Origin of the sequence: Reichenbachiella sp. (assembly GCF_039969095.1) — a bacterium.
In the GTDB taxonomy this organism is placed as follows: domain Bacteria; phylum Bacteroidota; class Bacteroidia; order Cytophagales; family Cyclobacteriaceae; genus Reichenbachiella.
The window spans coordinates 785,573-807,369 of the sequence record NZ_JBDVOL010000010.1; the positions used below are offsets into that span (position 1 = coordinate 785,573).

The 21,797-nt window shown below is 37.3% G+C and carries 19 protein-coding genes; 10 read left to right on the plus strand and 9 right to left on the minus strand.

Annotation, left to right across the window (positions count from 1 at the left end; translation table 11 throughout):
• Positions 1-42 precede the first annotated feature (42 nt).
• A complete protein-coding gene (locus ABJH98_RS06695) occupies positions 43-720 on the plus strand; it encodes a hypothetical protein (RefSeq protein ID WP_348306860.1) in 678 nt (225 codons plus the stop codon).
• Between the two features lie 76 nt (positions 721-796).
• On the opposite strand, the gene ABJH98_RS06700 is transcribed toward ABJH98_RS06695, so the two are convergent.
• From ABJH98_RS06700 to ABJH98_RS06720, 5 genes are all read right to left on the minus strand, one after another.
• Positions 797-3,445, minus strand: coding sequence for an FtsX-like permease family protein (locus ABJH98_RS06700; protein ID WP_348306861.1), 2,649 nt, complete (start codon positions 3,443-3,445; stop codon positions 797-799).
• An 11-nt stretch (positions 3,446-3,456) separates the two neighbouring features.
• Positions 3,457-3,777, minus strand: coding sequence for a helix-turn-helix transcriptional regulator (locus ABJH98_RS06705; protein ID WP_348306862.1), 321 nt, complete (start codon positions 3,775-3,777; stop codon positions 3,457-3,459).
• Positions 3,778-3,900: 123 nt separating this feature from the next.
• Positions 3,901-4,608, minus strand: a complete 708-nt coding sequence (locus tag ABJH98_RS06710; protein WP_348306863.1) for a hypothetical protein — start codon at positions 4,606-4,608, stop codon at positions 3,901-3,903.
• Between the two features lie 41 nt (positions 4,609-4,649).
• Positions 4,650-5,540, minus strand: a complete 891-nt coding sequence (locus ABJH98_RS06715; RefSeq protein ID WP_348306864.1) for a hypothetical protein — start codon at positions 5,538-5,540, stop codon at positions 4,650-4,652.
• A gap of 125 nt (positions 5,541-5,665) precedes the next feature.
• Complete coding sequence (locus tag ABJH98_RS06720; protein ID WP_348307246.1) at positions 5,666-7,579, minus strand: ABC-F family ATP-binding cassette domain-containing protein; 1,914 nt, start codon at positions 7,577-7,579, stop codon at positions 5,666-5,668.
• Between the two features lie 102 nt (positions 7,580-7,681).
• Between ABJH98_RS06720 and ABJH98_RS06725 the strand changes: the two genes are divergently transcribed.
• The 6 genes from ABJH98_RS06725 to ABJH98_RS06750 all read left to right on the plus strand — a co-directional run bounded on the left by ABJH98_RS06725 (position 7,682) and on the right by ABJH98_RS06750 (position 13,988).
• Positions 7,682-8,851 carry a sorbosone dehydrogenase family protein gene (locus tag ABJH98_RS06725; RefSeq protein ID WP_348306865.1) on the plus strand — a complete coding sequence of 390 codons (1,170 nt, stop codon included), beginning with the start codon at positions 7,682-7,684 and terminating at the stop codon, positions 8,849-8,851.
• Complete coding sequence (locus ABJH98_RS06730; RefSeq protein ID WP_348306866.1) at positions 8,851-9,495, plus strand: alpha/beta hydrolase; 645 nt, start codon at positions 8,851-8,853, stop codon at positions 9,493-9,495. The genes ABJH98_RS06725 and ABJH98_RS06730 overlap by 1 nt, the downstream gene beginning before the upstream one ends.
• Before the next feature lie 121 nt (positions 9,496-9,616).
• The gene (locus ABJH98_RS06735) at positions 9,617-11,470 is read left to right on the plus strand and encodes a M1 family metallopeptidase (protein WP_348306867.1); all 1,854 of its coding nucleotides are present in this window, start codon (positions 9,617-9,619) and stop codon (positions 11,468-11,470) included.
• 34 nt (positions 11,471-11,504) lie between these two features.
• A complete protein-coding gene (locus ABJH98_RS06740; RefSeq protein ID WP_348306868.1) occupies positions 11,505-12,722 on the plus strand; it encodes a DEAD/DEAH box helicase in 1,218 nt (405 codons plus the stop codon).
• A 139-nt stretch (positions 12,723-12,861) separates the two neighbouring features.
• Complete coding sequence (locus ABJH98_RS06745; RefSeq protein ID WP_348306869.1) at positions 12,862-13,143, plus strand: hypothetical protein; 282 nt, start codon at positions 12,862-12,864, stop codon at positions 13,141-13,143.
• Between the two features lie 53 nt (positions 13,144-13,196).
• Positions 13,197-13,988: a helix-turn-helix domain-containing protein gene (locus tag ABJH98_RS06750; protein WP_348306870.1), complete on the plus strand. Its 792-nt coding sequence runs from the start codon at positions 13,197-13,199 to the stop codon at positions 13,986-13,988.
• A 66-nt stretch (positions 13,989-14,054) separates the two neighbouring features.
• Here the strand turns inward: ABJH98_RS06750 and ABJH98_RS06755 are convergent, their stop codons facing one another.
• Complete coding sequence (locus ABJH98_RS06755) at positions 14,055-15,242, minus strand: porin (protein WP_348306871.1); 1,188 nt, start codon at positions 15,240-15,242, stop codon at positions 14,055-14,057.
• A gap of 123 nt (positions 15,243-15,365) precedes the next feature.
• Complete coding sequence (locus ABJH98_RS06760) at positions 15,366-16,475, minus strand: Na/Pi symporter (protein ID WP_348306872.1); 1,110 nt, start codon at positions 16,473-16,475, stop codon at positions 15,366-15,368.
• 180 nt (positions 16,476-16,655) lie between these two features.
• Here ABJH98_RS06760 and ABJH98_RS06765 point away from each other — a divergent pair, with 180 nt between their 5' ends.
• The gene (locus ABJH98_RS06765) at positions 16,656-18,365 is read left to right on the plus strand and encodes a Na/Pi cotransporter family protein (protein WP_348306873.1); all 1,710 of its coding nucleotides are present in this window, start codon (positions 16,656-16,658) and stop codon (positions 18,363-18,365) included.
• A 63-nt stretch (positions 18,366-18,428) separates the two neighbouring features.
• Here the strand turns inward: ABJH98_RS06765 and ABJH98_RS06770 are convergent, their stop codons facing one another.
• Positions 18,429-19,115 carry a head GIN domain-containing protein gene (locus tag ABJH98_RS06770; RefSeq protein WP_348306874.1) on the minus strand — a complete coding sequence of 229 codons (687 nt, stop codon included), beginning with the start codon at positions 19,113-19,115 and terminating at the stop codon, positions 18,429-18,431.
• A 238-nt stretch (positions 19,116-19,353) separates the two neighbouring features.
• Here ABJH98_RS06770 and mtaB point away from each other — a divergent pair, with 238 nt between their 5' ends.
• On the plus strand, positions 19,354-20,661 hold the full coding sequence (gene mtaB / locus ABJH98_RS06775) for a tRNA (N(6)-L-threonylcarbamoyladenosine(37)-C(2))-methylthiotransferase MtaB (protein WP_348306875.1): 1,308 nt from the start codon (positions 19,354-19,356) through the stop codon (positions 20,659-20,661).
• Here mtaB and ABJH98_RS06780 read toward each other — a convergent pair whose 3' ends face one another.
• Entirely contained in the window at positions 20,662-21,237 is a 576-nt protein-coding gene (locus ABJH98_RS06780; RefSeq protein ID WP_348306876.1) for a DUF2911 domain-containing protein, read from the minus strand.
• Between the two features lie 265 nt (positions 21,238-21,502).
• Here ABJH98_RS06780 and ABJH98_RS06785 point away from each other — a divergent pair, with 265 nt between their 5' ends.
• Complete coding sequence (locus ABJH98_RS06785; RefSeq protein WP_348306877.1) at positions 21,503-21,763, plus strand: hypothetical protein; 261 nt, start codon at positions 21,503-21,505, stop codon at positions 21,761-21,763.
• Positions 21,764-21,797: the final 34 nt, after the last annotated feature.

Sequence of the window (21,797 nt, forward strand, 5' to 3'; positions counted from 1 at the left end):
TTCGTATTATTGACTGCCTCAGGCAAATAATCAAAAAAATTAATGAGTCTAGAACAATTAATAAACGAGCGTAACGAAGCCATTCTGAAAGTTGATGAATATGGTTTGCTCTGCATGACAACCCCCTATGTACCGCCTGAAGGAGAAGTCGATCCAACTCCAAATTTGCTGTATACATCTAAACAGGCTTATATGTGGGTGCCTATTTTGGCCTATATCGTGGAGAATGTAGATATCTCGGAGGAAGACATGAAGATCTTTTTGGAAATGTCGCTGGACTCTTTGACCACACATCATCGTACACGATGGAGCAATCGTGCCGAGGCACTAGAGGGAATGCTTGAGATGCTCAATTCCATGCTGTTTTATACCACTCGTAAAAAATTGGAAGATCCTATTTTTGAATACGCTTCACTTTTTGGTGGGTCCATTGAGGATATCTTGGATCGCCTGGAAGGACTTGGACTAGTAGAAGAACACTATGTGGAGCCTATGGGTGGAAAACAAGTGGCAGTGATGGGATTTGTACCGTTTGGTTATACGAAAAGAACCAGATTAGGAGAAGAGTTATACGCAAAACTCAATAGTTTGATGTTGTTCTACGCACAGAAGAACCTTGTAGAAGATTCAGATTTCAAAATCCATTATCGGTTTTACCGCGCCTGGGAAATCTTCAAATCCATTGTCATGAAAATGGATAAGCCGTTGGATAAGAAGTAGATATCCCCTGTGAGACAGTTGATGCCTTTTATTTCTGGAGCATCTTTACCATTCTGCTCAATGTCAGAAGCTATTATTATTCGTATTTAAGACATTCTACCGGATTTGCACTGGCGGCCTTTACCGTTTGAAGACTTAGTATAAGCAATGACAAGAAAATAACTAGCATGAAAGAACCCAAAAACCAAATCCATGGAATGGCTATCTGATACGCGAAATTTTGCAGCCAAATAGAAATGAAGTAGTAGGAGATGGGCAATGCCAGAGTCGAACCTATGACGATCAGTAACAAAAACCGACTAGAAAGTAACCATACCATAGACGATAGGCTAGCCCCCAGGACTTTTCGTATACCGATTTCCTTAATTCTTTGTGTTGTGTAAAAAGAGGAGAGGCCAAGTATACCCATTAATGCCAGCATAGTGGCAATAGCTGAAAAAGCAGTAAACAGTTTTTTAAATTCTATATCTGAACTGTACTGTTGATTGATATGATCGTCCAAAAAGAAAAACCCAAATGGTGCATTAGGATAGACTTCTTTCCAAGCTGTTTCTACCTGGTTGATTTGGTTGTACAAATCACCTTTCCCCAAATTGACAAATACATAATCAAGAGAACGAGGGAGGTGAGCGAGCATCAATGGTTCTATATGATCTCGAAGTGAGCTAAAATGAAAGTCTTTAACCACACCAATTACTTTTTGCTTACGATCCGTGCTACTGATCAGCTCACTAAGGACAGCATCTTCAGGCTTGTCAAAACCAAGCAGCTGGGTAGCTGTTTCATTGAGAATTACATGGTTGTTTGCTTCGGAAGAAATATCTTCAAATCTTGAGCCTGCTACTAATTTTAGTCCTAGTGTCTTTAGGTAGTGGTCACTCACTGCAGAAACGTAAAGATCCTGGCCGAGTTCTTTTGTTTGTGTGGTTTGACGGATACCTCCAGTCCAACCGAGTTCGCTACCCGGGACATGAAAACTAGTGCTAATTGATTTGACCCATGATAAGTTTTCGAGTTTATCCTGGAAAGTAGATGCGGGAGTACGCTTTCTTTCTGCTCTGGAAAGCCTTGGCTTTTCTATAATTATGACTTTTTCTTTGTCAATTCCTAAATTGTAGTTTTGTATGTAGCTGAGTTGATCTTTGACTGCCCAAGTGGTAATGATCATTACCAAGAGAATACCAAATTGAAAAGTTACTCCTGTTTTTCTAAGCCATGAATTAGGCTGTTGCTCAATGGCTTGTGTACGTTTATTTTGGCCTATAAAATTGAAAATCAGTTTGTAATCAAATGAAACCAAAAGGCTTCCAAAAAGGACGAAAAGTAAAGTTAAAAGCCAGAAATGCCAGTGCATGAGTAGACCTAAGTCTAGTGATATATCTAACCAACCTTCAATGAGGTCAGCAGATGTAAGAATAACTGATAATGCAAAGCATACAGCTAGACTGTGAGTCAATAAAGAATCTATGAAGAGTTGCGTAAAGATCTGTGTTTTGTGAGCACCTAGCACTCTTCGAACGGACATTTCTTTTACTCTTGTGGAGTTATGCGCGTTGGTTAGATTAACATTGTTTAGCCATGATATGGCCAGGATAAGTATGGCGGCTATACCCAAAAAATAAATAGACTGCCCATTGCCGTTGGCTTCCAATTCACCGTCTAAATGGCTATTCAAATGAATTTGTTTAACGGGTCTGAGGGAAAATTTATAATCCATATCTCTCTCCTCCATTTTCTTGCCTTTATACTTTCTTACCAAAGCTGGAAAAGCCGACTCCAAGTGCTCTGGTGAAATATCAGGTCTTAATTTAAGGTAAGTAGTTACGCCTGACCAATCCCATGAATGACTGATCCAATCGCTTTTTGGATAAAAAGCGTGATAAGGAACTAGCGCTTCGAATTGGATATGTGAATTAGTCCTGACATCTGGAATGACTGCTTTTACCTCCAAAGGCAATTCATACCTACCGTGTATGAAGGTAATGACTTGACCTAATGGATTTAAATCTCCAAAATACTTAGCACTCGTACTTCTTGTTAAAATAATGCTGTTGGGCTCTACGAGGACAGTAGGGTCTTTCAGCCCAAAATCAAACATCGACAAAAAGGAAGGATCAACGAATGCAGGTTTTTGAATGCTATGAGTGGTGAGGATAGAGTCTTTTGCTACCACCACACTAGAGGTACGAATTCTGACTCTGGCAAATGATTCAATTCCAGAAATGTCTTGTTGAGCGTCTGGTCCAAAAGCCGAATAGGAACTAGCCTTTCGGCTCTGTACAGCACCCCTGTGTATTCGATCCACATCTACTCGGTATAGCTGGTTTATATTTGTGTGAAATGCGTCAAAACTTCTCTCGAAGCTAATATACTGATAGATGGTTATCGAAGAGGATAGTGCTATTGTAATACCTGCAATTTTAATTACGCTTTGTAATTTGTTTGCCCAAAGGCTACGCAAGGCAACTTTGATATAGTTTTTGACGATTCCATAATTATTCATTTTATACACGCCTTCTGCACTTTTTAACAGCAATGGTCTGAGTAGTTTAATGACTTCAAGAGTATAAAGCCAATTCGATTTGAAAGTGGAATACTTTTCTAAATTGCTTTGATGAAGTTCTTCCAAATCACCTTCAATTTCTTCTAGATAGTAAGGGTTGATAAATGACTTGAGAATATGTAATGTCCAATTTGGAGGGGACTGTTGTTGCTTGCTTTTCATGGTCAGGAATTTTAGGCGATGGAAGGAATAACATCATATAGTTTCGAGCGTACTTCTTTCATTTCCTGAAGTACCTTTTGACCAAGGGTAGTGGCTGAATAGATTCGTTTGCGTTTACCTCCTCTTTTTTTTGTGGCTTGACCAAATTCGGAAGTCAAATAACCTTTTTCTTCCATTCTCTTGAGCGAAGTCTGAATAGAACCAACACTAAGAGTTTGTTTCAAACGATTCTCTAGCTCTAATTTGATTTGGACACCATAAGCAGATTCATTCAAGAACACAACAGTAAGGAGTACTAATTCCTCTAATTCACCGAGTTTGGTTTTTTTCATACTTCTATAATATTCGTAATTGTCGTAAATATAGAAAAATTATTTAATCGTGATTGTAGTTTTTATAAAAAATATTTTTGAAATGACGAAAGGAGAGGAATTTCGGAGATCTCCAATAATTAATTAAGCAGCCTCTATGGCCTTGTTAAGCTCTCTGGTGATATGTTTGATTTGCAAATGAATGGCTTCGGTGATTTCTATTAATCTGATTGTTTTAATCTGACACCATTTCAAATGATCAATCAGCTCTGGATCAGATGTAATGTCGTTGAAGTTAATTGTTGGTGTATTTTTATAACCCAACTTTTCCAAACCTTCAGCGTCATAAACCAGCTCATCAGCCAATCCATAATCGCAAATCAACGGCCATAAATTTAGAGTAGAGTATTCGCCTATGTCATTGGTATATATTTCATGCTCGGTTAAAAGGCTCTCCATATAGCTCAGGTACTGGAGTATTTTTTTATTACGATTGAGAATATTCAAATGGTCGGTGGATGAAAACCCATGGATGAAAGAGGAGATGCTCTTGAGGCGATAATTTGAAACGTTTTCCATTAGCGAATAGGATATTTCAATTGTTTCATCTCGAGAGATTTTATCTCCATACAAGAATTTTTGAATATTTGTTCCCAATTCATGATAGAAGGTGTCCGCATCCATAATAAATTGATTATTTCGCTCTAGCTCTATCACCATAGATTTCATAATCTCAATGGCCTTTTCGTCTTCCTCTTGATTTTGGCGCCATTCCTCAAATAGGAAAGAGGCGGTGATACCGATAAAGATCACGATGACTTCGAATGCATATTTGCCGATGACTTCTTTCATGTTTTGGAGTAAACCAACACTTTAATTAAAAGGGCAGAGTATTATTCAACAATCCATTGACGGATTCTCTTGATTTCTAGGTCGATGTCAACAAGCATGTGCTTTTTGACTACAAAGTTTGGATCGGCTTGCATCTTTTCATCGATTTCTTTGAGTTCATTTTTATATAGGACGTCAAGAATTTGTAGTTCAGTAACGATGGTGCTGATAGCATCATCGTTAGGCAAGTCTTGCAATACTTGAATGACTTCTTTCAAGGCAGGTTCTTGATCTAAAACTACTTTGACTAATGGCTGAAGTAGTCTTTCATTTTCTGCTGTGATTGGAGCCTTATCTATGGTGACTACGGCTTGATACATACCCTCAATAAAACTACCTGCCAATGCCAATCCAGCCATGTTGAGGTGGTGTCCTTCTTCCATCTGTAAACTTGTCGTGAGGAAGAGTTCACTGAGTAATTTGGATATTTCTTCTTGATCTTGATTTTTTATGTGACCCAAACATTTTTGCAAGTGGTCATCATCATAAATGGTAGAGTCTCCTAGTGCTTTGGCTATATTGTGCGAAGTCTTCAAATAACTCAGGCATTGATCTTCGAAACCATAAGCTGCCAAATAGCTGACGTCAGAAGCAAATACGCCCATGTTCATCGCCATTTTATCTTCATTACCCTGATACTCTTCAAAATTTTTCAGGTCATTTATTAAATCACTGTTAAACTCAGCATTTACTGATTTTAAAGTAAATGGAACTAAAGAAGGAGAGGGTAGATCCTTGAGGAGTTGATCAATATCATGAATAGTCCTGGACTCTTCTTCCTCAGCGACTTGTTGGGCTATGTTATTTCGTTCTTCTGTGTTTGATCCTTTTCCACATCCGTAGATGATTGAAGCTGCTAGTAGAATAGAGAGCACTCTGTTGATATGTTTCATAGTTTAGTCGAGTTTGAAGGTTTAAATGTAGTAAATGACATCGAGAACTTTATAATCAAATGGCGAAGTTGAAATAATAAGAGTCTGAATATGATCTATAGTTAGTTCAGAATTGGTTTAAAAGTTTATCCCTCTAAATTTTCAATCTTCTCTACCAACGATTCCCATTCCTGATCTTTAGTTTTTAGAGCTATGCCATTGGTTTCGTAGGATTGATTGATTTTGGCCAGTTGATCTGCATCATTGAAATTGGCAGGATCAGCCATTTCAGCTTCCAGTTTAGTTTTCTCTGCCTCCAGTTTTTCAAGTTCAGACTCTACTTTAGTCAATTCTTTTTTCAGACGAGCAAGTTCTTTCTGGTCTATATCGACCACCTTTTGTTTCTTCTCTTTTTTAGGTTTGTCTTCTTTTACTACCGTGGGTTTAAAAGTGTCCTTTGGTTTGTTGTTTTTTTCACACCAGTAGGCGTATTCTTCATAAGTCCCGAGATATTCTTTGATTTGATGATCTTCTATCCACCAGATCTTATTGGCTACTTCAGTCACGAAATACCTATCGTGAGAAACTAGGATAAATGAGCCTTGGTATTGTTGCAAGGCTTGAATTAGGATATTGACAGACTGAATATCCAAGTGGTTGGTCGGCTCATCGAGGAGTAAGAAATTGGCTTCTGAAATTAAAGTCTTGGCTAAAGCTACTCTTGATTTTTCCCCTCCAGAAAGGACTTTTATTTTCTTGAATACGTCTTCATCTGAGAATAAGAAACAACCCAAAACCCCTCGGAGCTCTTGTTCAGATTTACCAGATCCGAATTGCTTCAATTCTTCTAAAATATCATTATCTACATTCAAAGACTCCAGCTGGTGCTGTGCATAGAAAGAAGGATTTACATTAAAACCCATCTTAGCTTTGCCTTCCACTTGTTCGTCGCCATCGATGATTCGGAGTACTGTGGACTTTCCCTTGCCATTTGCCCCGATTAAGGCGATTTTGTCTCCACGTTCGATATGTGCACTGGCTTTTTTGAGAATGTCTATTTCAGGATAAGATTTGGATACATTTTCCAACGTACAGACATGTCTGCCAGATTGTTTATTAAAATTGAATTTGAAGTTGACAGCAGCATTATCCGCTATCACATCTTCTACACGATCCATTCGTTCTAAAGCCTTTACTCTAGACTGCACTTGTCTGGCTTTAGTGGCTTTGGCTCGGAATCGTTCTACAAACCGTTCCGTTTGCCTGATTTTAGATTGCTGATTTTCAAAAGCATTTTTCTGCAGCTCATTTCTTAACTCTTTTTCTTCCAGATAGTTGGAGTAGTTGCCAGGATAAGAAATTAGGTCTTGATTGCTTACCTCTACTATTTTATTTACTGTGTTATTCAGAAACTGCCTATCGTGAGAAACAACTATAACTGCCCCTTCATAGGTTTTGAGATAATTTTCAATCCATTGAATCGATGGTAAATCTAAGTGGTTGGTCGGCTCATCCAGCATAAGAATGGATGGCTTCTCCAAAAGCATTTTAGCCAATATCACTCGCATTCTCCAGCCTCCAGAAAATTCTTTAAGAGGTCTTTGAAGATCTACCGTATTAAATCCAATGCCTTCTAAAACTTCTTCAGCCTTGCTTTGTAAGACATATCCTTCATTCGCTTCAAATTCATCTTGCAGCCGGGTCAATTTATCAACCAACTTATCTTCATAAGCCGTCTCCATTTTTTTAAGGACTTTGTCGATTTTGTGCTGGATGGCAATCACATCAGCAAAGGCTTCCATGGCTACAGATAAGATCGATTCGTCAGACTGGAAAGACAATAGATCCTGATTCAAAAACCCAATGGTGCAATCTTTAGCCATACTGATGTCACCGCTGTCTTTCTGTAGCTGACCTGTGATCAATTTTAATAATGTAGATTTACCCGTACCGTTAAGTCCAATCAATCCAATCTTATCTTTGGGTTTGATGTGAAGGGAAGCATTTTCAAATAGGGCTCTGCTACCCAGGTAGTACGATAAATTGTTGATTGAAATCATGCCGCAAATATGCAAAGGATCATAAGCAATTAAAACTCTCAGATCATTTGATATTAGGATACATCCCATGTAATTTTAACTGAGCATTTTTAACCAAACAACATGCGCTATTTTAACACTATTTTGATTTTACTGATTAGTGCTATGACCTTTTTTCTGTGCGAATCAAAGCCTAAGCAAGAGGATCCATTGATTAATGAAGAAATCTTGGAGGACGAGACATTTACAGAAGCACTGAAGAATATTAAGCTGCCAGAGGGTTTCACTATTAGTTTGTATGCAGACAATGTACCCAATGCCCGATCCATGACTTTGAGTCCATCGGGTGTGCTGTACGTGGGTACTAGAAAGGATGATAAAGTTTATGCTTTAGAAGATTCTGATGGGGACGATATAGTTGATAAGAAATACATAATTGCTGAAAATATGGATACTCCTAATGGCGTGGCATTCAATGATGGGGATTTATATGTGGCAGAAATTAATAAAATCTGGAAGTTTGCCGATATTGAGTCTAATCTAAATAAGGTAAAAAAGCCAGTTTTGATAACTGATCGATTTCCAAGTGACAAGCATCATGGATGGAAGTACATAGCCATCGGACCAGATGATAAATTGTATGTGCCCGTAGGAGCACCTTGCAATATTTGTGAAAGTAAAAAGGAGGTTTATGCATCCATTACTAGAATGAACAAAGACGGTTCAGGTTTTGAAATCTTTGCTAATGGCGTCAGGAATACGGTAGGCTTTACCTGGCATCCCGAAACCAATGAAATGTGGTTTACTGACAACGGCAGAGATATGATGGGTGACAATATGCCACCTTGTGAACTAAACCATGCTCCAAAAATGGGAATGCATTTCGGCTATCCTTATTGTCATGGTGGAGATATAGCAGACCCCACGCACGGAGGAGAATATAGCTGTACAGAGTTTACAGCTCCAGCACAAAAGCTTGGACCGCATGTTGCACCACTTGGGTTGAAGTTTTATACTGGAGACATGTTTCCAGAAGAATACAAGAACGATATTTTTATAGCTGAACATGGTTCTTGGAATCGAAGTAATAAAATTGGCTATCGCATCATGCGAATAAAAATGGAAGATGGAAAAGCAGCTGGGTACGAGCCTTTTGTCTATGGTTGGTTAGACGAAGAAGCGCAAGAAGCTTTCGGAAGGCCTGTAGACGTAATTATTATGTCAGATGGAGCAATGTTGGTCTCCGATGATCGAGCAGGCGTGATTTATCGAATTTCTTACTCCGCTGATTAATGGAGCATCACATTGATTTTAGCTTTTCTGCTCCTTATTATACACTCAATGAGCTGAGTGATCAAACAACTGATATTTGGATTGTCTGTCCTGGTTATGGTCAGTTAGGTAAGTATTTCATCAGACGGTTCGATGTTTTTGATTCAGAAAAACATTTTGTTATAGCCTTGCAAGGATTGTCAAAATTTTATCTTCCGGATCAAAAAAATGTGGGTGCTAGCTGGATGACCAAAGAGGGTAGAGAGACGGATATGCAAAATCAAAAATCTTACTTTGATGCTGTTATTAATACTTTATTTAACAGTAAGCCACTGAGTAATTATCGCATTCATTTGATGGGATTCTCTCAAGGTGTATCTATGATCAGTCGTATGGCCGCTTATTCAAAAATTGATTTTCAAACCATGGTACTTTGGGCGGGAGGCTTTCCCCCAGAATTGGAACCTGCAGATTTCAATCATATAAATCGCAGTGCGAATCTTAAAGTAGTTATTGGTTCTGAGGATGAGTTTTATGCCTTGGATAAAAATTATCAACCAGAAGTGGATAAAATGGAAGCAGCAATTGGGTTAAAACCTGAAATTATTGTATTTGAAGGTATCCACGAAGTCAAAAGAGAAGTGTTGGCGTCTTGTCTATCTTAAGAATCTAAATCTGAAATTTCGAATTTTAAATTTAAATTACCGCCAACCACGTCATATCTCTATCCATCACAATTTTCTATTTGCCTCAAGTTGTTGTATTTAAATTGTGAGTCGAATTTAAATGCAAAATGAAAATATGTTGACGAGAGGAATACTTGGATTGAGTTTAGTGATTTTAGGGTTTGCAGCCATTGCACAACCAGATAGATGGCAGCAGCGAGTAGAGTATAAAATGGAAATTGATATGGATGTAGTTTCCAATCAGTTTACCGGGGTTCAACAACTCAAATACTATAACAATTCGCCTGATACACTTGATAAGGTTTTTTATCATCTTTATTTCAATGCCTTCCAACCAGGAAGCATGATGGACGTACGAAGCAGAACGCATACGGATACCCGAAGAGGGGTTCAGGATCGTATTTTTAAATTAAAGGAAGATGAAATTGGATATCATAAAATTAAATCCTTCAGGCAGGATGGGAAGAGAATTGATACCTCTGTAGATGGAACCATAATGACTGCTCGTCTTTCGTCACCTATTTTGCCTGGGCAGATGGTTGTTTTTGAAATGGAGTTTGAAAGTCAAGTTCCTATCCAAATCAGAAGAAATGGAAGGGATAACAAGGAAGGTATCAGGTATTCGATGGGACAGTGGTTTCCTAAGATTGCAGAATACGACTACTCTGGTTGGCACTCACACGACTACATCGGTAGAGAGTTTTACAGTCCATGGGGAGACTATGATGTCACCATCGATATAGATAGTGATTATGTCGTTGCAGCTTCAGGAGTTTTACAAAGTTCAAAAAACTCAAAAAATGGTAAAAAAACAACTCATAGATATTTAGCTGAAAATGTTCATGATTTTGCTTGGGGAGCTGATCCAGATTATAAACATGATGTGGTGAAGATAAGAGAGGGGCTGGATTTTCATGTTTACTATCAAGGTGATACGTTGGTAGAGCAATGGGAAGAATTGGGAGACTATATGAAAAAAGCGATTCCATTTATTGAGGCCAAATGTGGAAAATATCCATTCCCCGTTTATAAAGTGGTACAAGGCGGAGACGGGGGAATGGAGTACCCGATGTTTACACTTATGACAGGACATAAACCATTAAAATCCGTGGTTGGCACTGCTGTTCATGAGTTTCTACATAGCTACTATCAGCTGGTCCTTGGTACAAACGAAAGTTATCTCTATTGGATGGATGAGGGCTTTGATCAGTATTATGATGAAATGACCATGAACTACTTGTTTGACGAAAGTTTTGAGTCAAGAAAACCAATGGCAGGGTACTATAGATACTATAAGGGTATTGTAGAATCAGGAAAAGAAGAGCCTTTAACTACACATGCAGATCATTTTGAAAATCACAGAGCTTATGGTATGGCAGCTTATGGGAAAGGAGCCCTTGCATTGCAAAGCTTAGAATATATCCTAGGCAGAGAAGTATTTGATAGAGCCATGTTGCGCTATTATAATACTTGGAAATTCAAACATCCTAATGCGGTAGATTTTGAGATCATCATGGAAAAAGAAAGTGGATTAGTGTTGAATTGGTTTTTCGATTACTGGACAAAGACTACCAAGACTATCGATTATGCAGTGCAAAATGTGAGCATTACTAATGATGGATCTCAAATAGAAATGGAACGAATAGGTTTGATGCCTATGCCTTTGGATGTAGTGGTTACACTTGTAGATGGGAGTAAATTGAATTATCACATTCCGTTGGGAATGACTAGAGGCAATAGACCACTGGATGAAGGCGAGGTATTGATGTCTGCATGGAAATGGGTGAACCCTTATTACTCATTCGTGATTGATATTGACAAAGATCAGATTGAATCTGTAGCAATCGATCCATCACGTCGTATGGTAGATATAAATTATGAGAATAATATTTACCCAAATCGTAATAGTGAGCTAGAAATTAAAGGGAAGTCCAACAAACTGGAGAATAACTAGTAGATTTGGGTACGATCAAATAAGAATAATAAATTTGAAATTTAAAGAAGTTGGTATTCATCCTCCAGTATTAGATGGAGTGGACGCCATGGGTTTTGAAAATACTACTCCTATTCAGGAGAAAGCTATTCCCATTATTTTAGAAAATAAAGACCTCATTGCTTGTGCTCAGACTGGTACAGGCAAAACAGCAGCTTTTTTACTTCCTACCATGCAGCAGATCCATGATCAGTCTGATCATGGAAGTATTGATGCACTAGTAGTGGTTCCTACTCGAGAGTTGGCTATTCAAATCGATCAGCAGATTCAGGGTTTAGGTTATTTTGTGGAAACTAGCTCGCTTGCAGTTTATGGTGGAGGCGATGGCATGAGTTGGGATGTGCAGAAAAAAGCTTTGCTCAAAGGAGCTAATATCATCATTGCGACTCCTGGTCGAATGATCGCTCATCTCAATCAAGAATACGTTGATTTGTCTAAAGTCAAACATTTTATTTTGGATGAAGCAGATCGAATGCTTGATATGGGTTTTTATGATGATTTAAAGAAAATCATGAAATTCATTCCGAAGGATTGCCAGAGACTGATGTTCTCGGCTACCATGCCACCAAAAATCAGAAAGTTGGCAAAGGAAATACTGAATGAGCCAGAAGAAATAAATATTGCTATTTCCAAACCTTCAGAAAATATCCTTCAGGGTGCTTTTATGATTTATGACGGTCAAAAGCCTGATTTGATCAAGCATATATTTTCTGCTAAGAAAATGGATAGTGTTATCGTTTTCTTATCCAGAAAAAGTGAAGTAGACAAGATTGCTAGGGAAATTAGCAAGCTGGGAATAAATGCAGCGCCTATTCATTCTGGCCTGGAGCAATCCAAAAGAGAAAGTGTACTTCAGGATTTCATCAACAAGAAAATCAATGTTCTCGTGGCTACTGATGTCATGAGTAGGGGAATTGACATCAAAGGTATTGATATGGTGATCAACTATAATGTGCCCGGAGATGCTGCAGATTATGTACATAGAATTGGACGAACGGGTAGAGCCGATGCCAATGGTGTGGCCTTCACGTTTGTAAACGAAGAAGACATGTACAATTTTTCGAATATCGAAGAATTGATAGAGAAAGAAATACAAAAAATTAAGATTCCTGAGCACATAGGAGAGGGGCCAGTATACAATCCTAAATTCCGTGCAGCCAAACCGAGAAGAGGCGGTAATGGCCAAGGTAAACGCCGTTTTACTAAGAAATAGAATCCTTATTTATAGATATGCTAAAATAATTAGTAATTAGTTTTGCTGATTAGAATAATAATGCTAATTTTATTGTCATTAGCGCTAATTAATTGATCGATCAACTGGTTTAATTAATTTAATGATAAAATAATTAGTAATGGAAACGTATACTGTAGGAGGTGAATACAGACTAAAACTTACGTCTAAAAAGTTGAAGTCTGGAAAATGTCAGGTTAAATTTCATGCTTCAGTTCAGAAGACAAAGAAAATGTATGGATATGTATTGGCCGACTCAGGTGAGACATTAAAACATGTGGTCGAAAAAATAATCAAGCGATTGGATCAGCTGAAAAACCGTGAAAATTTCCATCATATCAATTTGTATTCCATAGGCAAACATGCAACTAGTGATACAGGTATGGTGCTATTTGACGCTTGATAATTGGAATAAAGAAAGGTTCTGTTAAGTTTGTTATCAATTCAAAATTGAACATGGAAGTAGCTAAGGTAAACGACAATATTAAGTTCTTAAGAAAGAAGTTTGGGTATACGCAAGAGACTTTTGCTGAGGCCATAGGGATCAAAAGATCTTTGGTAGGGGCTTATGAAGAAGGCAGAGCAGATCCTCGATTGAACAACCTATTGCGAATGTCTGAATTATTTAATGTGAGTGTAGACACATTGATTAGTAAAGTGGTGAGCGAATTATCGGATGATGAGCTACATCAGCAAGAGGAAGGTGGAGCAAGAATTTTGGCTATTACAGTAGACAAGGATGAAAATGAAAACATAGAACTCATTCCTCAAAAAGCTTCTGCCGGTTATATGAATGGATACGCAGATCCTACTTACATCGGAAGTATGCCCAAGTTTCAATTGCCTATGTTGCCCAAGAATGCCACTTATAGGGCTTTTGAAATATCGGGAGACTCTATGTTGCCACTACAGCCAGGCACTGTCATCATAGGAGAATACATCGAAAACCTTTCTAATATAAAAAATGGAAAGACTTATGTGCTATTAAGTAAAGAAGAAGGAGTGGTTTACAAAAGAGTATTCAATTATGTCGAAGAAAACGGAAAACTATTTCTGGTCTCTGATAATAAGTCTTATGCCCCTTACCAAGTAGATGCGAAGGATATATTAGAGGTTTGGGAATCAAAGGCATTCATCAGTATTGATTTTCCTGACGCTGATGGAAAGGGTGATTTATCAATGGAAGAATTATCAGGAATTGTTAAAAACCTGCAGAACGAAATCTTTAAACTTAAAGGTTCTCAATAGAAGATCAAAGTATCGCCCAAAAGAAAAATCCTCGCGGGTGGATAGTCAATTTATGAATTTGTTTCTTTAAAATCCTATCTCAAATTGGGCTGAGTAGATCATATTGTCATTTTTAGTAGCTCGATCTCTATAGGCTATACTAGCTTGAAATTTAAGCGTATGCCCGACAATATATTTCCCAAACCCTAATTCATATCTCCGTTCTGCATCATCAATTTCTACGCGTTCAGGCACTATATCTGTGAATCTCGCATCTATTGACATATTGTTTTTGAATAGGTAACCTCCTTGGATGTTTAATGCCTGACCTGTATAAAAGTAAATTTCTTCACCACTTGTTGTGTAGCCATGAACTACACCATCAGCTACACGTTTGTGTACATATTCTGACATCACGCTGAATCCTTTGTACTTAAACATCATATCTACAAAAATCGTGGCTAAATCACTATGAATTTTTTCACCATCTACCTCATCTAATATGTATAGACCAAGCTGACCTCTTTGTCTTGATGTTCCAAAGTTATGGTCGTAGGTCGCTGCGAGGGATAGTTTAGGAGATTCTTCTCTAGCCAAGTCTTCACCAAAATAATCACCCTTATTGGTGAATTTTCCGAAAGGAAGTAGTTCACCCCTAAAAGTAAAGTCATAGCCTCCAATTGTAGACTCAGTTACATTTCTGCCTTCACCAGTAGTGGCTGATAAAATTTCACGTACAACCACATTGCCTACCTTGTGTTCGTGATGTAACCATAGTCCTTTGTCACGATCAATATTAAATCTACTGTTCAATCTACTTCGATCCACGAGTTGTAATGCACCGGAAGAAATGACCCGTTCTCTGTTTCCAGGAAGTTTAGTTTGTCCAACCCAAAGTTGCCAACCTGGGTGAAATTTCCATTTTAATACAGCATCCAAAACAATGCTGGCAGCACCATTATGTTCTGCAAAAAAATCACCCTGATCCCTGTTAGACATAGCCAATTCTATTTTGTACTGGATGTTTGGATGATAGAGGTGTCCCTTAAACTTCAAACGAAAACGTCTAATAGTAAATGCATCTGCATATTCCTTAGTTTCAAGATCTTGAGCTCCTATGTACTGCGTTTGAAATCTGGTATTCCATTGTATACTAAAAGACGAATCTTTGGGAACGAATCGGATGCCATTCCCTATTTTACTGCCGTCAAATGATTGAGCTTGGGCCATAACGGCACAAATAGCCAAAGCTAAAGTGATGTAAATAAATCTCATATTTTCTGAATATAAGCCGCGAAGGTAGCACGTGTATAAAAAAATTGTGCTCATGTAAAGATTACCTTAATGTTAAGTAATTGTTAACACATGGCAATGAACTTGAACGCGAGATTTAAATTATTAGAGCTTATTGAGAAAAATAAGTGCTAAAGGAAGAATGAAAAATACGAATAAGATGTAGAAAAAACCAATGACCCTATACTGAGAAGTCATGATGCCGAACTTACGGGCGTATTGTATGGGTAAAGTTTTGAGATACGGAATGAGAAGAAAAATAACAGTTCCTATTAGATTGAAGAGAAAATGTACCAACGCAATACTTAATGCTGCTTCAGATTTGTTAAAAGCTGCAATTAATGCAGTGATGGTGGTGCCAATATTGGCACCAACGATATAGGGAAATATTTTACTGGGATGAATCTTGCCAGTGGCTCCTAGCGGAACAATAATAGATGTAGTAATAGAACTGGATTGAATACCAGCAGTCAACATGGTACCAAGTCCAAATGAGTTTAAAGTATTCTTAAAGAAAACTTCTTGAAACCTTTCATCTGAAGCGCCAATCATTCTGTTTGAAATTATTTTCGAAATAATCTTAATAGAGGCAAACAATGCAGAACAGGCCACAATGACCAAAACGAATTTGTATTCTATAGATTGGATCAAAAAACTATTTATAGAATCGAAAAGTCCGAAACTGGATTCTTGACCATCATGGGTTGATGTAGTTGAGAAATTGAATATGGAGGCTATGCCAAATGATAATTTAGATAGTATGTGATAGTAATATTCTAATGGAAATAAAATGACCACCGTAAGGATATTGAAAAAGTCATGCATGACCCCAGTGGCAATCGCATTCTTGAATTCTTTGTTGTCTGTTATATAGCTTAGTGATACAATAGTACTTGTTAAAGTAGTACCGATATTTGCTCCCATGATCATGGGTACAGCATTTTCTAAAGTCATTCCACCTGAAGCAACAATGGCAACAATCAGTGAGGTGCTCGTAGAACTACTTTGGATCACAGCAGTAATAAATAAGCCAATAAAAAGGCTGATAAACGGATTGGAAGTGACGGAAAGGATCTTTACAACCGTTTCATTACCAATGACTTGAAATGAACTTGTCATTAAATCCAGTGACCATAAAAAGATAAAAAGAGCAAATGAAATGCTCAAGATAAATTGGACTACACTTAGTTGTTTTTGTTTTGTATTACCTTTCATAATTCCGGCTGCAAAATTAGATTACTTTGACTTCTTGTATATTATTAAATTGTTATGATGCAAAAGGTTCTTTCTCTCTGTTTGGGTTTATCCTTAACATTTATTTAAAATTGAGCTTCTTTATAATTAATACCTTTGCAAGCATTTAAAATCAATTCAGAAAAATAAAATTAGGACCACGTGGAATACGGAATTTATGATATTTTAAAACTAATAGGAGCACTCGGCTTTTTCATATTTGGGATGAAAGTAATGAGTGAATCGATTCAGAAGGTAGCAGGGGATTCTCTGAGATCAGTGATGAGTATTATTACTTCGAATCGAATTAGTGGGGTTTTCACGGGTTTTCTAACCACGGCGATAATTCAATCCTCTTCGGCTACTACTGTGATGGTTGTAAGCTTTGTGAACGCTGGTCTTCTTAAATTAAGACAAGCCATTGGTGTTATTATGGGAGCAAATATCGGTACTACAATTACAGCAGTATTGATTTTAGTTTTTGGGTTTTCGAAATTTAGTATTTCACACTATACGCTGCCGATCATTGCAATTGGCTTTCCGATGTTGTTTGCCAAAAAAGTAGAATGGAAATATTGGGGTGAGTTCCTAATTGGATTTGCACTACTTTTTATGGGACTGAGTGAATTGAAAGGAGCTGTTCCAGATCTGAAACACAATCCGGAAATTATGGAATGGATTTCAGATATAAACAATCTAGGATTTCTATCTGTTATAATAGCGGTGCTCATTGGTTCAATTCTGACTGTTGTGGTTCAGTCGTCTAGTGCTGCCATGGCTATTACTCTTATTATGTGTGATAATGGATGGATTCCATATGATATGGCAGCTGGTATTGTTCTAGGTGAAAATATTGGTACTACTATCACGGCAAATTTGGCTGCGTTAGTAGGAAATGTACATGCGAAAAGGGCAGCATTGGCTCACTTTATGTTTAATGTGTTTGGCGTTGTATGGATGCTATTGATATTCCATTTTTATATCAATGGAATTGATGCAATAATGGTCAGTACTGGTAATGGTTCACCGTTGAATGAAACAGGTGCTATCAAATGGGGATTGACTTATTTTCATATTAGCTTCAATATTATAAATACGCTACTCATGATATGGTTTGTGCCACAGATTGAGAAGATTGTCACAAAGATGATTTCTTCTAAAGATGAGGAAGACGAAGAATTTCATCTGGAGTTTATTGGAACTCAGTTGATGAGAACAGCAGAACTGTCATTGATGGAGGCTAGAAAGGAAGTGGCAAAATTTGGCAAATTAGTTGTCAAAATGAGTAAGCTGGTTCAGGAACTGATCGTATCCGATGATAGTCAGCGTGTGGAGCACCTCACTGAAAAAATTGCTAAATACGAAGATAGAACTGATGAGCTCGAAATGGAAGTTGATGATTACTTAGTCAAAGTATCTGAGGGAAGATTAAGTACTGCAGCATCAGAAGAGATTCGCGCTATCATGAGTATAACAAGTGATTTAGAGCGTTCTGCTGATATTGTGATGAGAATGTCACGAGAGATCAATAGAAAAAACAAGCATAAGCTATCTTTTACTGAAGATCAAAACAAGAATATTAAAACTATTTTTGGGTTGGTTGACGAGGCATTACAAGAGATGCACAAAAACCTCAAATCGGACTATTCTGAAGTTAAGATTGACACAGCGATGTCAACAGAAACAGCCATTAATAAGCTAAAGAAAGAATTGAGCAAAAAACACTGGAAAAGTGTAGAGGAAAATCATTACGATGTACAAACAGGAATCGTTTATCGAGATATAATTTTCGGTTGTGAGAGAATTGGAGATCACATCATCAACGTGACCGAAAGTATCGTTGGCATAGAAGAGCATGTATCAGTAGCATAAACTAGCAATCTCAAAAAAAAATCCCGACCATGATTATCATGGTCGGGATTTTTTGTTTTGATATCAACCTTCTTTTCTTACTTTTCCGCTGCTGCTGGAATCTACATACACTTTGTCTGGCGAGCCGCGATAATATACCTTTCCGCTGCTACTAGCTCTTCCTTCAAGTAATCCATGTACTGTTATTTCTGCTTTTCCAGAACTACTTACACTGACGTCTACTTCTTCACTGTCCAGATCATAAGCTGATAACCTACCTGAGCTACTAATGTCGATGTCCTGATATTTTGCTTTGCCATTTAGTATTACATCTGCACTACTTGATATTCTGATGTCCACATTTCGCACATTTAAAATTAAGTCTGCTCTTCCTGAGCTACTCGCCTTAATATCAAAATCCTCCGTACTGATTTCATCTTGACCTATAATGGAAGCTGATGAGCTAACTGAGACACCTTCTAATTCCTGATTATAGGTGAGTTCTATTTCGACGTTTTTAGAAAAGTAATTTCCTTTTTTCATTCGAATATAAAGTGTAGAACCCTCTACTTCAGTTTCTACACGGTCTGTATCCACACCTCGTGTTTCAATTTTGACTACATTGTCATTTCCTTTTTTCATTCTTACCGAAATAGATTCCGAAACCTTGATTTTATCGAAACTATCTAAGTTTCTTGTTTCACTAGTTTGTGCATTTACAACTATTGTGGCTCCTAAAATGATGCCAAAGCATGTGATAATTCTTTTCATGAGTTTTATTTTAAATTTATTTAAAAGACAACTTTCTCAGTAGGAGGTTGCAATTATTCTAAAATTTAAATCTTCATATTTTGAGGATTCAAATGCATGATCTATTTTAGAGCGATCATTTTATGATTTGAAAACATCAAAGATGCTTCATTGAGAAAAAGGTAAAGAAATTTACCTTGGAGAAAGCCCCTAGTGGGCTTTCTTTTTTTTAGTAGCTTTGCGTTTTATTATACTCATCATGAAGAAAGTTGCATTTTATACGCTGGGCTGCAAGCTCAATTTCTCAGAGACTTCTACTATATCTCGACTTTTTGAAGAAGAAGGATACGAAAAAGTAGACTTTGAAAATAAGCCCGACATTTTTGTGATAAATACATGTTCTGTAACTGAAAATGCAGATAAGAAGTGTAGGCAGATTGTTAAGAATGCAAAGAAGATATCTCCAGAGTCGTTCGTAGTTATTATTGGTTGCTTCGCACAATTGAAGCCTAAGGAGATTTCAGAAATATCTGGAGTTGACGCCGTGTTAGGTGCTGCTGAAAAATTCAAATTACTAGAGCACCTCAAAGATTTTGAAAAGCAGCAGGAAGCAATTATTTGTGCTTCCGAAATTTCCAATGCGACAGAATTTAATAATGCTTATTCGATTGCTGACCGTACAAGAACATTTCTGAAAGTTCAGGATGGTTGCAACTATGGTTGTGCTTTTTGTACGATTCCCTTGGCTCGAGGTAAAAGCCGCAGTGACAGTATAGAAAATATCCTCAAATCAGCCTATGAGATTGCAGCTACTGAGGTGAAAGAAGTGGTGTTGACTGGAGTCAATATTGGAGACTTTGGCGTACAAGGGGGTAGGAGAAAGGAGCGTTTTCTTGAGCTGGTCAAAGCATTGGATGAAGTAGATGGAGTAGAACGATATAGAATTTCTTCCATCGAACCCAATTTGTTGAATAATCAAATCATAGAGTTTGTAGCTCAAAGTAAAAGATTTGCTCCACATTTTCATATTCCTCTTCAGTCTGGAAGCAATAAAATATTGAAGCTGATGAATAGGAGGTATCTGCGAGAATTATATGTGGAACGTGTGGCTAAAATAAAGCATGAAATGCCTGATGCCTGTATCGGGGTTGATGTAATCACAGGTTTTCCGGGTGAAACTCAAGAGGATTTTTTAGACACTTATAATTTTATTAATGAGTTGCCGGTTTCTTATTTACACGTTTTTACTTATTCAGAACGTGCCAATACGCACGCCATAGAGATGGAAGGTGTAGTTCCAAAAAAAGAAAGAAATGAGCGTTCTAATATGCTAAGAATCTTATCTGAGAAAAAGAAGCGAGCTTTTTATCATTCGCAAGTTGGAAAAGAGTTTTCAGTACTATTAGAAAATGATATTAAGGAAAATTTCATTTACGGTTTTACAGAGAACTATTTAAAAGTGAAACTACCTTCTCAGTATGCCAATGTTAATCAGATAAAACAGATTAGAGTTCAATCTTTAGATAAAGAAGGAGTGGCCATAGGAAGTGAAGTGGTTGAAGCTTAACTATAAAGGCATTACTAAAAAATCAAACTTTAGTTTGTCCCAAGCAAATTCTACTATACCTGCATCATCAATAGTGAAAGTCATTCGTTCACTCATTTCATTATCTGTACTTGGTTCTACTTCAAAACGAAGTACATCAAGTGATTGGTCGTAGTCATACGCTCCCCAAACTTCATATTTGGTATTAAGAATTACCGTCCATTTTTCTTTTGTAGGAATTGTATACAGCGCATAATTTCCTGCTAGTAGCGTATCACCATTAACTAAAATATCGCCAGTGGCTGAAAGTACAGTTGCTTCATTGGCGCCTGTTCTCCAAACTTTATTATACGATACTAACTCACCCCAAATAGTTCTTTCTTTCACAGCTGGTTGGCTATATGTGATAAAAACATCTGTATCACCCATAGTGGCAATAGCTCTAGCTGGAGGAGAGGGCCTTGAAGCACATTTTTTTTGATAGGACTCAAATTCCTTTAAATCCGAAGAAATGAATTTAGAAGGATACTCTGGGCGGTAACACCCGCTTAGGACAAGTGGTGTAAGGACAACTAGTAACTTCCACCAATGACTCATGTTTATAAATTTCAACCGCTCTTTCAATTTGCCAAATTAATATTTTCTTGTGATTTGTGTACGTGCGACTCATAAATATGTTTAAACATTTATTTGAATTTGTTTTATGTGAATTGATATGAACAATAATCGCACATCTTTTGTATCAAAACCGATCAATTTTAAAAATTCAATTATTAGATAACTATCAGTGAATCAGAAAGATAGGTTGTTAGGTATATTTTTTGTTAACAGTAATTCACTATATCACATAAAACTTGAAATTATGAGTATTATCGGAATTGAAATCCCCCGGCTGGAAGAAGATCAAGACATAAGCGTAGAAGTCAAGATCAATGGAATTAAGAAACAGTACAACTACAGAGTTGAAATTTTCTACTGGGAAGAATGTCCTTTCCCTACTGAAGATCGAGTAGAATGCATCAAAAATTTGGTTTCGAGTTATGATAAAGAATGGGATTTGGCACATATAGGCATCCCAACTGATGAATATATTCCGATAACATTCAGAAAAAAAAGAGAATAGAGTTTTTAACTCAATTCAGAAATATTTATTCTTG